The following is a 14,214-nucleotide window of genomic DNA, read 5'->3' as shown; positions in this document are numbered from 1 at the left end:
GTGATGTTAAATAAAACTTCTGATAAATCAATAGCTTGAAAGGTTTAGATAGATTTCTAAAGGAAATTTGTTGAATTGATTAAAGAATGATTTGTTAGAAAAAAGATTAACATTAACGATTGACTTTTAAGAGATTGAGAGTAATATAGCCGACCTAGCTTGATGCTGACGAAGCATTGAGAAGATCATTAAGAGAATATGAAGAACAACTTGTGTGGATTTTTACTGATTGATTGATCGAAAATATTTCATTGATTGAAAGGTTTAAATTACTCGAAGTTTATTTGAGAGAATTTGTCAGGAAATTGATGAGCCAGAATTGTGACCTTAAGTCACTAATGATTTTAACTGAAGAGTTTGATCATGGCTCAGATTGAACGCTGGCGGCAGGCTTAACACATGCAAGTCGAGCGGGGGATGTAGCTTCGGTTATATCTCTAGCGGCGGACGGGTGAGTAATGCTTAGGAATCTGCCATTTAGTGGGGGACAACATTCCGAAAGGAATGCTAATACCGCATACGTCCTACGGGAGAAAGCAGGGGATCTTCGGACCTTGCGCTAAATGATGAGCCTAAGTCGGATTAGCTAGTTGGTGGGGTAAAGGCCTACCAAGGCGACGATCTGTAGCGGGTCTGAGAGGATGATCCGCCACACTGGGACTGAGACACGGCCCAGACTCCTACGGGAGGCAGCAGTGGGGAATATTGGACAATGGGGGGAACCCTGATCCAGCCATGCCGCGTGTGTGAAGAAGGCCTTATGGTTGTAAAGCACTTTAAGCGAGGAGGAGGAGCTCTAGGCTAATATCCTAGATGCTTGGACGTTACTCGCAGAATAAGCACCGGCTAACTCTGTGCCAGCAGCCGCGGTAATACAGAGGGTGCGAGCGTTAATCGGATTTACTGGGCGTAAAGCGTACGTAGGCGGCTTTTTAAGTCGGATGTGAAATCCCTGAGCTTAACTTAGGAATTGCATTCGATACTGGGAAGCTAGAGTATGGGAGAGGATGGTAGAATTCCAGGTGTAGCGGTGAAATGCGTAGAGATCTGGAGGAATACCGATGGCGAAGGCAGCCATCTGGCCTAATACTGACGCTGAGGTACGAAAGCATGGGGAGCAAACAGGATTAGATACCCTGGTAGTCCATGCCGTAAACGATGTCTACTAGCCGTTGGGGCCTTTGAGGCTTTAGTGGCGCAGCTAACGCGATAAGTAGACCGCCTGGGGAGTACGGTCGCAAGACTAAAACTCAAATGAATTGACGGGGGCCCGCACAAGCGGTGGAGCATGTGGTTTAATTCGATGCAACGCGAAGAACCTTACCTGGTCTTGACATAGTAAGAACTTTCCAGAGATGGATTGGTGCCTTCGGGAACTTACATACAGGTGCTGCATGGCTGTCGTCAGCTCGTGTCGTGAGATGTTGGGTTAAGTCCCGCAACGAGCGCAACCCTTTTCCTTATTTGCCAGCACTTCGGGTGGGAACTTTAAGGATACTGCCAGTGACAAACTGGAGGAAGGCGGGGACGACGTCAAGTCATCATGGCCCTTACGACCAGGGCTACACACGTGCTACAATGGTCGGTACAAAGGGTTGCTACCTAGCGATAGGATGCTAATCTCAAAAAGCCGATCGTAGTCCGGATTGGAGTCTGCAACTCGACTCCATGAAGTCGGAATCGCTAGTAATCGCGGATCAGAATGCCGCGGTGAATACGTTCCCGGGCCTTGTACACACCGCCCGTCACACCATGGGAGTTTGTTGCACCAGAAGTAGGTAGTCTAACCTTAGGGAGGACGCTTACCACGGTGTGGCCGACGACTGGGGTGAAGTCGTAACAAGGTAGCCGTAGGGGAACCTGCGGCTGGATCACCTCCTTAACGAAAGATTGGTTATTGGTAAGAATCCACAACAAGTTGTTCTTCATTGATGTATCTGAGGGTCTGTAGCTCAGTTGGTTAGAGCACACGCTTGATAAGCGTGGGGTCACAAGTTCAAGTCTTGTCAGACCCACCAAGTCTACTGATTGAAATTGAAGAAATTCAAGATTACAGAGAAACAGATATATTAAGATCTTAAGCTGGGGACTTAGCTTAGTTGGTAGAGCGCCTGCTTTGCACGCAGGAGGTCAGGAGTTCGACTCTCCTAGTCTCCACCATACATTACGAAGTAATGTGAAAACGAAAGTTAAATCCTAAAGATAGTTTATAGAAATTAATGAATAAGAAGATCACATGGTCTTGATTTATTAACTTCTGTGATTTATCACAGTGAACTACTTGCTGACGAGGCGGTAGTGAATCATTAACAGAATAAATTTGAGTTGAAATAATTGTTTAACTCGTTTCAAGCAAATTAACAAGCAATTGTTAATGTTGAATGAAATGAGCACTAGCGATAAAACTGAATCAAGCGTTTTGGTATATGAATTAAATTGAAGCTGTACAGTGCTTAAGTGCACGAACAACAGATAGTAGCAATTAAGTTTGCAACGATAACACTCACTTGTATGTGTTAGCGACTGTTTGGGGTTGTATAGTCAAGTAATTAAGTGCATGTGGTGGATGCCTTGGCAGTCAGAGGCGAAGAAAGACGTAATAGCCTGCGATAAGCTTCGGGGAGGCGGCAAATATCCTGTGATCCGGAGATTTCTGAATGGGGAAACCCACTTACCATAAGGTAGGTATCGCATGATGAATACATAGTCATGCGAGGCGAACGAGGGGAAGTGAAACATCTCAGTACCCTTAGGAAAAGAAATCAATTGAGATTCCGTCAGTAGCGGCGAGCGAACGCGGATCAGCCCATTAAGTTATATGTGTATTAGCGGAACGCTCTGGGAAGTGCGACCGTAGAGGGTGATAGTCCCGTACACGAAAGTGCACATATAATGATGACGAGTAGGGCGAGGCACGTGAAACCTTGTCTGAATATGGGGGGACCATCCTCCAAGGCTAAATACTCCTGACTGACCGATAGTGAACCAGTACCGTGAGGGAAAGGCGAAAAGAACCCCTGTGAGGGGAGTGAAATAGATCCTGAAACCGCATGCATACAAGCAGTGGGAGCCGACTTGTTCGGTGACTGCGTACCTTTTGTATAATGGGTCAGCGACTTATATTCAGTAGCAAGGTTAACCGTATAGGGGAGCCGTAGAGAAATCGAGTCTTAATAGGGCGTTTAGTTGCTGGGTATAGACCCGAAACCGGGTGATCTATCCATGAGCAGGTTGAAGGTTGGGTAACACTAACTGGAGGACCGAACCCACTGTCGTTGAAAAGCCAGGGGATGACTTGTGGATAGGGGTGAAAGGCTAATCAAACTCGGTGATAGCTGGTTCTCCCCGAAAGCTATTTAGGTAGCGCCTCGGACGAATACCATAGGGGGTAGAGCACTGTTTCGGCTAGGGGGTCATCCCGACTTACCAAACCGATGCAAACTCCGAATACCTATGAGTACTATCCGGGAGACAGACTGCGGGTGCTAACGTCCGTAGTCAAGAGGAAAACAATCCAGACCGCCAGCTAAGGCCCCAAAATTATAGTTAAGTGGGAAACGATGTGGGAAGGCATAGACAGCTAGGAGGTTGGCTTAGAAGCAGCCACCCTTTAAAGAAAGCGTAATAGCTCACTAGTCGAGTCGGCCTGCGCGGAAGATGTAACGGGGCTAAAACTATATGCCGAAGCTGCGGATGTGCACTAAGTGCACGTGGTAGGGGAGCGTTCTGTAAGCCGATGAAGGTGTGTTGAGAAGCATGCTGGAGGTATCAGAAGTGCGAATGCTGACGTGAGTAACGACAAAACGGGTGAAAAACCCGTTCGCTGAAAGACCAAGGGTTCCAGTCCAACGTTAATCGGGGCTGGGTGAGTCGACCCCTAAGGCGAGGCCGAGAGGCGTAGTCGATGGGAAATTGGTTAATATTCCAATACTTCTGTGTAATGCGATGAGAGGACGGAGAAGGTTAAGTCAGCCTGGCGTTGGTTGTCCAGGTGAAAGGTTGTAGGCATGTATCTTAGGCAAATCCGGGGTACTCTATGCTGAGAACTGATAACAAGCTAGTTTACTAGCGAAGTGGCTGATACCAAGCTTCCAGGAAAAGTCTCTAAGCTTCAGTTACACAGGAATCGTACCCGAAACCGACACAGGTGGTCAGGTCGAGTAGACCAAAGCGCTTGAGAGAACTCTGCTGAAGGAACTAGGCAAAATGGTACCGTAACTTCGGGAGAAGGTACGCTGCTGACGGTGATAGGACTTGCTCCTTGAGCTATTGGCAGCCACAGAAACCAGGCCCCTGCAACTGTTTATTAAAAACATAGCACTCTGCAAACACGAAAGTGGACGTATAGGGTGTGATGCCTGCCCGGTGCTGGAAGGTTAATTGATGGGGTTAGCGTAAGCGAAGCTCTTGATCGAAGCCCCAGTAAACGGCGGCCGTAACTATAACGGTCCTAAGGTAGCGAAATTCCTTGTCGGGTAAGTTCCGACCTGCACGAATGGCATAATGATGGGGGCGCTGTCTCCAGCAGAGGCTCAGTGAAATCGAAATCGCCGTGAAGATGCGGTGTACCCGCGGCTAGACGGAAAGACCCCGTGAACCTTTACTGCAGCTTGACATTGAACTTTGATCTTACTTGTGTAGGATAGGTGGGAGGCTATGAAATTGGGACGCCAGTTCCAATGGAGCCATCCTTGAAATACCACCCTGGTAATATTGAGGTTCTAACTCTGTCCCGTTATCCGGGACGAGGACCATGTCTGGTGGGTAGTTTGACTGGGGCGGTCTCCTCCTAAAGAGTAACGGAGGAGTACGAAGGTGCGCTCAGCGTGGTCGGAAATCACGCGTAGAGTATAAAGGCAAAAGCGCGCTTAACTGCGAGACCCACAAGTCGAGCAGGTACGAAAGTAGGTCTTAGTGATCCGGTGGTTCTGTATGGAAGGGCCATCGCTCAACGGATAAAAGGTACTCTGGGGATAACAGGCTGATACCGCCCAAGAGTTCATATCGACGGCGGTGTTTGGCACCTCGATGTCGGCTCATCTCATCCTGGGGCTGAAGCAGGTCCCAAGGGTATGGCTGTTCGCCATTTAAAGAGGTACGCGAGCTGGGTTTAGAACGTCGTGAGACAGTTCGGTCCCTATCTACCGTGGGCGTTGGAAATTTGAGAGGATCTGCTCCTAGTACGAGAGGACCAGAGTGGACGAACCTCTGGTGTACCGGTTGTGACGCCAGTCGCATCGCCGGGTAGCTATGTTCGGAAGGGATAACCGCTGAAAGCATCTAAGCGGGAAGCCTACCTCAAGATAAGATTTCCCCGAGGCTTTATGCCTCCTAAAGAGCCGTTGAAGACTACGACGTTGATAGGTTGGATGTGGAAGTACGGTGACGTATGAAGCTGACCAATACTAATTGCTCGTGAGGCTTGACTATACAACACCCAAACAGTTGTATATAGAGCATCATTTGATTCATAAAAGATCAATCATACTTGATTTAGTTGTAAAGCTAGTTACAATACCCAACTCAAATGTTCTGTTAAACTCATTTGGTACCAAGTAAGGCATTTAAATAAGACCCGAACAAGTCCATAACAGTTTGCTGGCGACAATAGCAAGAGTGAACCACCTGATCCCTTCCCGAACTCAGAAGTGAAACCTCTTAGCGCTGATGGTAGTGTGGGGTTACCCATGTGAGAGTAAGTCATCGCCAGCTTTTAAATTCAAAACACCCTCTGCTAATCCAGAGGGTGTTTTTTTGTTTGGGGTTTTTTAGAATTAGTTATCTGACCTTTTATGAAATGTCGCATTATCCATAACAACAATGCTCTGCTTTGGCAATTCAGGGATAAGAAACTCCTTAACCCAAAAATGAAATACGTCTGAATTCACTTTACAATCAAATAGTCCAACTCCAAATAAGCGGCCTTGATATATTGCACCAATAATTGCATTGGTTTGATTCTTCAGCTGCCAGTGATATGACCCATAACAAGGTGTTCCTTGTTTAGAGTAATCATAAGGTCGTTGTTCATGTGATTTAAAGCCTAGGATGCTTGCGCTTTTACTCATCCAGATTCTTTAAGTATTGTTCTCTGATTTCAGGTATAGAATTTCCTTCTGCAAGCTTAACTAAAACTTTTCGTCTAAAATGTTCTGAATAACTCATTTATCTATTGTCTTATATTTTTAACAGTTTGATACAAAGCAGTTTTTTAAAATCCAATTTTGCAGTTATTATTTTATAAATTGTTATGAAAAATTATTTATGAAATTCAACTCATTCTCTCCAATTCCCGAAAATGATGAAGAATTACATCTTCCTGAACTGGTTTATGCTGCATCACTAGGTGATATTGAACAGGTAGAGCAATTATTATCACAGGGTGTAAATGCCAATCAAGCAGATGATGAAGGCTATAGTGCTTTACATGCTGCAGCTGAGAATGATCATCTTGAAATCGTAAAGTTATTAATCAGTAAAGGTGCAGAGGTAAATTACAAAGCTGAATATACTGCGTTAGAACTTGCAGAAATGGCTGAAAATAAAGAGATTATCGACTATTTAAAAAGCTTATAAAATTTAAACCCATAGATAAAAAGAAACCCCATCATCCTGACGGGGTTTCTTTGTATTGGTTAGTTAGATTTGACTCCTGTCTCATCTCACGTTCCTGATGCTCAGACCGATTATTGTTGTTTTTTGTCTGGGAAACTTCCTGTTCCCTATGTGTTTAGAATATGAAATGTAGAGGCTGTGGAATAGATGACAAAGGATTTAATTCTTGTAAGCTATTTCTTACATAGCTCAATAATGCACTGATATTAAAAAAGCAGATCAATTGATCTGCTTTTAGTACTGCAATGAAGAGTAATTTTCAAGTTCAAAAATTAAAAGTGAGCGTTTAAACCCACATATGGCCCTTTAAACTCAAGTTTCAAATCTTGGTCTTTAGCTTCATCAATATCTATTTGCATAAAGCGATAGCCAACTTTAGCGCCAAGATCCAAGGCCATTGATTGAACAAAATCATACTGAAGCTCGGCTTGGATATCCATAAACTGTCCATCCGAAAAACTACTATGTACAAGTTCTGCAGAAGTGCTTAAGCCAGTAAATGGTAATTTAGCTCCTATATTTACATAGCCACTTAAACCATTACCATCAATAGTATAATTAACATAGTCTACTGGAGTGTATTGCTTAATATCACCATCTAAGTTTGCTAGACCTAAACCAACGTCGAGACTGATAACGTTGTCTAAAATTTCGTAGTATAAAATATAGTCTGTATTTGTAAGTGAAGCATCTGTTTTATATAGATTATTTGATGCTGTACTATTTAAGTCTACATATTTAATTTTAGCATTTGGAACAAATGGAATTGGGTGTTCGAATGCTAACGATAATTGAACTGCACCATCTCGATCAAACTCATCATGTGATTCATATGGTTTATTAACATCAAAGCTACCCTCAGTGATCCAATAGCTAACATCACCTTTTAAACCAATAAAATCAGCTTGTGCAAAAGAACTTAGTCCAAGTGTAAGCATAAATGCTGATAATTTAAATTTATTCATTTCTATCTCCCAAAAGATCTTTTGTCCTGTATTTTTGTTACGTAAATACATTTATTACTTTACAAACTGAGCGCATGATATAGGGGTTTTTTAAATTTTGCATTATTAAAATAGAGAATAGAGGGTAATATGAAAGACACAATCGATCAGCCAATTTTAGAGTTTCCGTTGTACCTAGCAAGTAAACCTGTAAAAACAGGGCAGTGGCTTGAAGTACATGATAAGTTTTCTGGAAATGTTTATGCCAAAGTGGCTTTAGCTGATGCTAAAGTTTTAGAAAAGGCGATTAATGCTGCTGTGAAAGCTGAAAAGGAAATGGCGGTTTTGAAACCATTTCAAAAACAAAAAATCCTTTTACATTGTGTCAATCGTTTTAAAGAAATGCGCGATGAGTTAGTACAACTGTTAATTATTGAAGGCGGAAAGCCTAAACTTGCAGCAACAGCGGAAGTTGAAAGACTCATTAATACCTTTCAGCTTGCTGCCGATGCAGTCACAACCTTAGACAGTGGCTATTTAATGCCGCTTGCTGTAACACCAGCTGCATCTGCATATCGTGGTATGGTACAACATGTGCCAATAGGTGCTGTTTCTTTAATTAGCCCGTTTAATTTCCCCTTTAATTTAACAGCACATAAAATCGCACCTGCAATTGCTGCTGGTTGTCCATTTGTTTTGAAACCAGCAAGTTTAACACCGATTTCAGCGCTTAAAATAGCTGAGGTTTTAGCAGAAACTGACCTCCCTAAAGGGGCATTCTCAATCTTACCGTGTCCTCGGGAACATGCAGATGTTTTAGTCACAGATGATCGTTTTAAATTGTTGAGTTTTACAGGTTCTGACCAAGTTGGTTGGGATATGAAGGCGCGTGCAGGTCGTAAAAAGGTCACTTTAGAGCTGGGTGGTAATGCAGCGGTATTGATTGAACCTGAAACTGAAATTACTGATGCATTGGTGGATCGCCTAATTGGTGGGGCATATAGTCATGCGGGGCAAGTGTGTATTAGTGTGCAGCGCATTTTGGTTCATGCAAATATTTATTCTGAATTAAAGAAGAAACTGATTACCAAGTTAAAGAATATTAAAGCAGCTGATCCAAGTTTAGATACCACGATCGTAGGGCCGATGATTAAAGAATCAGAAGCTGTGCGCTTAAAAAAATGGGTGGATAAGGCTGAGAAGAAAGGGGCAAAAATTCTCAGTGGAGGAACTTTAAAAGGCGTTTTATTTGAAGCAACGCTTCTTGAGAATGTTGATGAGTCTCTTGAAATTTATCAAAATGAGGCCTTTGGCCCTGTGGCAATTTTAGAAAAATATAAAGATTTTGAAAAAGGAATCGATATAATCAACAAAAGCCGTTTTGGCTTACAAGCAGGTGTTTATACACAAGATTTGAATAAAATGTTATATGCATGGGATCATTTGCATGTGGGTGGTGTAATCATTAATGATATTCCAACTTTCCGTGTGGATAATATGCCGTATGGTGGGGTAAAAGACTCTGGTTTAGGCCGTGAAGGGATTCAATCTGCTATTCGGGATATGCAAGAGGAAAGGTTGCTTGTGATTAAACAATAGGCCATATTTAAAGGAGCTTCGGCTCCTTTTTTGTGCTTGGATTTTTGAGTGAGGTTTTTAAAAATGATAATAAAATACGGATTGAGGATATTTACCCTCTGCTTTTTTATGGGCACAGCCTTTCAGACAGCAGCATTTCAAAATAATAAATTGGTTACAGATGCTCGTTCTCAAATTTGGAAGACTTTGTATTATGACCCAAGTTATACCCAGTTAAAGTATCCAATGGGTGATGTTCCGATCGTAAAAGGTGTGTGTACCGACGTTGTGATTCGAGCTTTACGACATCAAAATATTGATTTGCAACAGCGTATCCATGAAGATATGAAAGCAAATTTTAAAAAGTATCCACAGAAATGGGGCTTAAAAGGAACGGATAAAAATATTGATCATCGGCGTGTACCCAATATCATGACCTATTTTCAAAGACAAGGTTATCAAGTCAAGGATCAAAAATATTTGGCAGGCGATATCGTGACTTGGGATTTGGGCAAAGGTTTGGTACATATCGGTATTATTTCGGATAAAACCACGATGTTCTCCAGTACGCCTTTAGTCATTCATAATATTGGTTATGGTACGCGAGAGAATGATATTTTATTTGAGTATAAAATCATTGGGCATTATCGATTACCTAAAGCTTTAAACTAGCCATAAGTTGAGTTAAAAGAACACTTAAATGGATTTAATGAATAAATTGAATAAAAAACTATCAAACCGAGATAAATTACATGAAAAAGTCTGAGATTTAGGTTGGAAGTTACAGAAAAAAGCGAGGAAAACAGGTATTGTTGCATCATTAAACAGTACTTTTAAGAAATTTCTTTTAAGCAAAGATGATTCAAAAATGGACTGGTTTGTAATTAGAAGAAAATGCTCAAAAGGCATCATTCTTATTCAAACAACAAAATTTTATTATTGGTACTTCTTTTGCTTGCGATATCACAAAGAAAATAAGCGGCATTTGAAGGCATCTACAGATTAGGTGTTGTATGGCAGATTCTCGTGAAAACTGGACGTCACGATCAGGCTTCATTATCGCAGCAGTTGGTTCTGCTGTTGGTTTAGGTAACATTTGGCGCTTTCCTTATGTTGCTTATGAAAATGGTGGTGGCGCATTTCTTATTCCTTATCTACTTGCTTTAATTACAGCAGGTTTACCACTTTTATTTTTAGATTATGCTGTTGGGCATAAAAGTAATAATTCACCCCCTAAAGCATATCGTGCTTTGTTTAAAGGTGGTGAAACACTGGGTTGGTGGCAAGTTTGTGTCTGTATCATTATTGGCTTGTATTATGCAAGTGTACTGACATGGGCAGGTAGTTATGTTTATTTCTCGATCGGACAGATGTGGGGTTCAGATCCAGAAGCATTTTTCTTCAATACTTATTTACAAACCACCAAATCAGCAACTTTTGATTTTCAGTTTGTCAGTCATTTATTTTGGCCAATCGTTGGGATTTGGGCGCTAACACTCATCATCTTGTATGGTGGTGTGAAAAAGGGTGTAGAACTTTCGAATAAGATCTTTATGCCATTATTGTTTGTTCTATTTACCATTCTCGTGATTCAGTCATTACGCTTACCAGGTGCAGCACAAGGTTTAAATGCTTTCTTTACACCGAACTGGGCAGCAATGATGGACTATAAAGTTTGGTTGGCTGCTTATGGTCATACCTTCTTTTCATTGTCTGTCGGTTTCGGGATCATGGTGACCTATGCATCTTATCTCAAGCCAAAAACTGATTTGACAGGTTCAGGTTTGATTGTTGGTTTTGCCAATGCATCAACTGAAATTCTAGCAGGGATTGGTATCTTTGCTGCGCTTGGCTTTATGGCGCATTCAGCAGGAACCAATGTTCAAGATGTGGTCAGTGGTGGTATTGGTCTAGCCTTTATTGCATTCCCAAAAATTATTTCAAGTTTGGGTTCTGGCGCAGATTTATTTGGTATTTTATTCTTTACTTCATTATTCGTAGCAGGGATCTCATCGATGGTGAGTATCTTGGAAGTGCCTATTGCTGCGATGCAAGATAAGTTGAAATGGGGTCGTAAAAAGGCAGTAACCATCGTTGGTGGTGGTAGTGCTCTCGTTTCAGTTATTCTTTTCTCAAGTGTAAATGCGATTAAATTGGTTGATATTGTCGATCACTTTATCAATAACATTGGAATTATTGGCGGTGCTTTGCTTTCAATCATTAGTGTTGCATGGTTCAAACGAGATGCATTAATTGCGTTACGTGATCATGTGAATCGTATTTCGACGATTCAATTGGGTAAAGGCTGGGCTTTCACTTTAACTGTAATCACATCGATGATTCTGTTGGTGACATTATCGATGACCGTTTATAATTTGATTATGAAAGGTTATGACACTTATGATTTCAGTATGCAGTTTATCTTTGGATGGGGCAGTGTGATTTTCTGTGCTGTGATCGCTATACTTTTATCTAAAATGAAAGATCGCTAGGAGAAATAGAATGAATACTTCAGCTATCGTGATGATGGTCATTTCCATGGTGTTTTTATGGGGTGGTTTAGCATTATCAATCATGCATTTAATGCGTCACCCTGAAGAGGTCGATGATGTTTTAAATGAAGTTAAAGATCATCATACCTTGTAGTTTTTAAAGTTGGTAATAAAAAAGCAGGCTCGAAAGCCTGCTTTTTTATGCAATTTTTTGAATTCGACAATAATAAAAACCATCACCATGATCTGTTTTAGGCAATAACTGACGGCCATGGATTTGTTCAATACCCCAAGATGCATCAATTTTCGATTCAACAGCATCAGGATGTTCTGCAAAGAAGTTCAGCATTTGCTGTTCATTTTCAACTTTGAGAATAGAGCAGGTGATATACAACAAAGTTCCGCCAACTTTGAGCTGTTGCCACATTTGATTTAAAATCTGTTTTTGTAAATCTACAGTTTTTGGAATATCTGTGGATTGACGCAATAAACGAATATCAGGATGGCGACGCATCACACCGATAGCAGAACATGGCGCATCTAAGATAATGCAATCCACAGGTTCGTTGGTGACCCATTGGGTTGCATCTGCTTCAACAATGTCTACCTCTGTATAAGCATTCAGTTCTAGGCGTTCTAAATTTTCAGAAACACGTAATAAACGCTTTGCATCATGATCCAGAGCAATCAATTTTTTAGGATTAAAACGTTCCAGAATATGTGCTGTTTTACCACCCGGTGCAGCACATGCATCTACAACAATTTGGTCATCTAAGTTTGGTAAAAGCGTAGCGCACAACTGAGCATGTTCATCTTGAACAGAGAAACCACCTTCTTCAAAACCGGGTAAAAGCGTAATATTTCCACTCTGGTCAAGCACGATACCGACATCCGAAAAATCGCAGGCATGCGCATCGATCTGTTCTTCATCCAAAATGTCTAAATATTCATCACGACTGATTTGACGTTCATTGACACGTAAAGTTAGCGGAGCAGCTTGTTTGAGATTTTGGCAAATGTCTTGAAGCTGTTCAGGCCAATCTTTTTTAAGGCGTTTGTACAACCAGCTTGGTAAACCATGCGAATCATTTAATGCGCTTTGAAACGCTTCTGTTTCACGTGAAACACGACGCAGAATCGCATTCACCAAGCCACTTAAAGGTTCAAAGCCTAATTGTTTTGCAGCATTCACTGTTTCTGAAATTGCAGCATGGGCTGGAATACGCGTACACAAAATTTGATATAAGCCTAGATATAAACAACTTTCCAGCGCTTCATTGTCTAAAGGCTTGGTCAGCAAAGGCAGTGTGATGGCTTTTAGAGAATGCCATTGACGTAAACAGCCCAAAGTCAACTCATGATATAAGCTACGATCACGTTCAGATACGCTATTGATATGCTGATTTAAAACAGAGGTTAAGGATTGTCCATTTTGGACGGCCACGAGCGTTTTGACCACTTGTGCACGCAAATTCAAATTTTTTGCAGAAGATTGAATTTGGCTCATGCGAATTTATATCCTAAAGAGAGTTTTTGAGTTTGGTTAATTTGTACGGCATTTAAAGCTTTACCACCGGGCCATTGTAGATTGGTGATACAGATTGCTTTTTGGTCGCCACACATGACATGAACACCTTGTTTATCAATTGCAATCACTTCACCTGCGACAGCAGTAGAAGAGCTTTGATCGGATAATGATGAATTCCATACACGCAGATTATTGCTTTCATCAATCGGAGTGAAAGCGACAGGCCATGGATTAAATGCACGAATATTACGATCAATATTGATTGCAGGCTGTGTCCAATCAATTTGCGCTTCGGCTTTAGACAGTTTTTGAGCATAAACCGTAAAAGCTTCATCTTGCACTTCACGGTTGTCTAAATAGTCTTTAAGTTTTTCTTCTGAGGCTAAAACCGCACAAATGGCCTCTGCACCTTGCACTGCAAGTTTATCGTGCAAACTTGCTGAAGTATCTTCCGCAGTAATCGGACAGAATGTTTTAAATAACATATCACCTGTATCTAATCCAGCTGCCATTTTCATAATGGTCACACCTGTTTCAGCATCACCCGTTGCGATGGCACGTTGAATCGGTGCTGCACCACGCCAACGCGGAAGCAATGAACCGTGAATATTTAGACAAGCATATTTTGGCAAATCTAAAACAGCTTGAGGCAGAATCAAACCATAAGCAGCAACCACCATCACATCTGCATTTAAATCAGCAAGTTCCTGCTGTGCCGCTAAACCTTCCTCAGTAGAAGCTTTAAAATGTAAGGGTTGATAAATAGGGAGATCATGCGCTAAAGCCAATTGTTTGACTGCAGATGCAGTGAGTTTCTGCCCACGCCCTGCCTTACGATCAGGTTGCGTATACACTGCAACAATCTCATGTTCAGTTTGAAGAAGTGCAGCCAAAGCGGTCGCTGCAAACTCAGGTGTGCCTGCAAAAATAATTTTCAAAATATGGACTCGTTTAATATCCGTTCTAAAGGAATTATAACAAATCTTTAAGGTTTAGATGACGTGTAAAAAAGCAATCATTATTTAGATAATGAACATAAAAAGTTAACCCATATTTA

9 protein-coding genes, 2 tRNA genes and 3 rRNA genes are annotated in these 14,214 nt (G+C 41.6%); 10 read left to right on the top strand and 4 right to left on the bottom strand.

The window, feature by feature from the left end; all coding sequences use genetic code 11:
* The first annotated feature begins 345 nt into the window (after nt 1-345).
* The 5 genes from ACY45D_RS17660 (at nt 346) to rrf (ending at nt 5,712) form a co-directional block, all read left to right on the top strand.
* A 16S ribosomal RNA gene (locus tag ACY45D_RS17660) occupies nt 346-1,882 on the top strand.
* Between the two features lie 59 nt (nt 1,883-1,941).
* A tRNA-Ile gene (locus tag ACY45D_RS17655) sits at nt 1,942-2,018 on the top strand.
* Between the two features lie 66 nt (nt 2,019-2,084).
* Nucleotides 2,085-2,160, top strand: a tRNA-Ala gene (locus ACY45D_RS17650).
* Nucleotides 2,161-2,539: 379 nt separating this feature from the next.
* Nucleotides 2,540-5,430 (top strand): 23S ribosomal RNA (locus ACY45D_RS17645).
* A 167-nt stretch (nt 5,431-5,597) separates the two neighbouring features.
* Nucleotides 5,598-5,712: ribosomal RNA gene (gene rrf, locus ACY45D_RS17640) — 5S ribosomal RNA — on the top strand.
* Together the 16S, 23S and 5S rRNA genes with 2 tRNA genes alongside form the textbook arrangement of a ribosomal RNA operon.
* 62 nt (nt 5,713-5,774) lie before the next feature.
* On the opposite strand, the gene ACY45D_RS17635 is transcribed toward rrf, so the two are convergent.
* On the bottom strand, nt 5,775-6,068 hold the full coding sequence (locus tag ACY45D_RS17635; protein WP_463107872.1) for a transposase: 294 nt from the start codon (nt 6,066-6,068) through the stop codon (nt 5,775-5,777).
* A 196-nt stretch (nt 6,069-6,264) separates the two neighbouring features.
* On the opposite strand from ACY45D_RS17635, the gene ACY45D_RS17630 reads away from it, so the two are divergent.
* Nucleotides 6,265-6,576, top strand: coding sequence for an ankyrin repeat domain-containing protein (locus ACY45D_RS17630; RefSeq protein ID WP_463107871.1), 312 nt, complete (start codon nt 6,265-6,267; stop codon nt 6,574-6,576).
* A gap of 311 nt (nt 6,577-6,887) precedes the next feature.
* Here ACY45D_RS17630 and ACY45D_RS17625 read toward each other — a convergent pair whose 3' ends face one another.
* Nucleotides 6,888-7,580, bottom strand: coding sequence for a TIGR04219 family outer membrane beta-barrel protein (locus tag ACY45D_RS17625; RefSeq protein ID WP_463107870.1), 693 nt, complete (start codon nt 7,578-7,580; stop codon nt 6,888-6,890).
* 129 nt (nt 7,581-7,709) lie between these two features.
* On the opposite strand from ACY45D_RS17625, the gene ACY45D_RS17620 reads away from it, so the two are divergent.
* From ACY45D_RS17620 to ACY45D_RS17605, 4 genes are all read left to right on the top strand, one after another.
* Nucleotides 7,710-9,158 carry an aldehyde dehydrogenase family protein gene (locus tag ACY45D_RS17620; protein ID WP_463107869.1) on the top strand — a complete coding sequence of 483 codons (1,449 nt, stop codon included), beginning with the start codon at nt 7,710-7,712 and terminating at the stop codon, nt 9,156-9,158.
* Nucleotides 9,159-9,266: 108 nt separating this feature from the next.
* Nucleotides 9,267-9,809 carry a DUF1287 domain-containing protein gene (locus tag ACY45D_RS17615; RefSeq protein ID WP_463107868.1) on the top strand — a complete coding sequence of 181 codons (543 nt, stop codon included), beginning with the start codon at nt 9,267-9,269 and terminating at the stop codon, nt 9,807-9,809.
* Nucleotides 9,810-10,150: 341 nt separating this feature from the next.
* A complete protein-coding gene (locus tag ACY45D_RS17610) occupies nt 10,151-11,629 on the top strand; it encodes a sodium-dependent transporter (RefSeq protein ID WP_463107867.1) in 1,479 nt (492 codons plus the stop codon).
* 10 nt (nt 11,630-11,639) lie between these two features.
* Nucleotides 11,640-11,783 carry a methionine/alanine import family NSS transporter small subunit gene (locus ACY45D_RS17605; protein ID WP_463107866.1) on the top strand — a complete coding sequence of 48 codons (144 nt, stop codon included), beginning with the start codon at nt 11,640-11,642 and terminating at the stop codon, nt 11,781-11,783.
* Between the two features lie 45 nt (nt 11,784-11,828).
* On the opposite strand, the gene rsmB is transcribed toward ACY45D_RS17605, so the two are convergent.
* Complete coding sequence (gene rsmB, locus ACY45D_RS17600; RefSeq protein WP_463107865.1) at nt 11,829-13,136, bottom strand: 16S rRNA (cytosine(967)-C(5))-methyltransferase RsmB; 1,308 nt, start codon at nt 13,134-13,136, stop codon at nt 11,829-11,831.
* Entirely contained in the window at nt 13,133-14,095 is a 963-nt protein-coding gene (gene fmt, locus ACY45D_RS17595) for a methionyl-tRNA formyltransferase (RefSeq protein ID WP_463107864.1), read from the bottom strand. Before fmt ends, rsmB begins: the two co-directional genes overlap by 4 nt.
* Nucleotides 14,096-14,214 lie beyond the last annotated feature (119 nt).

The organism is Acinetobacter sp. BZX-2, from assembly GCF_055179795.1.
The sequence above is the reverse complement of the archived record's forward strand: the minus strand, read 5'-3'. Positions and strand labels throughout refer to the sequence as shown.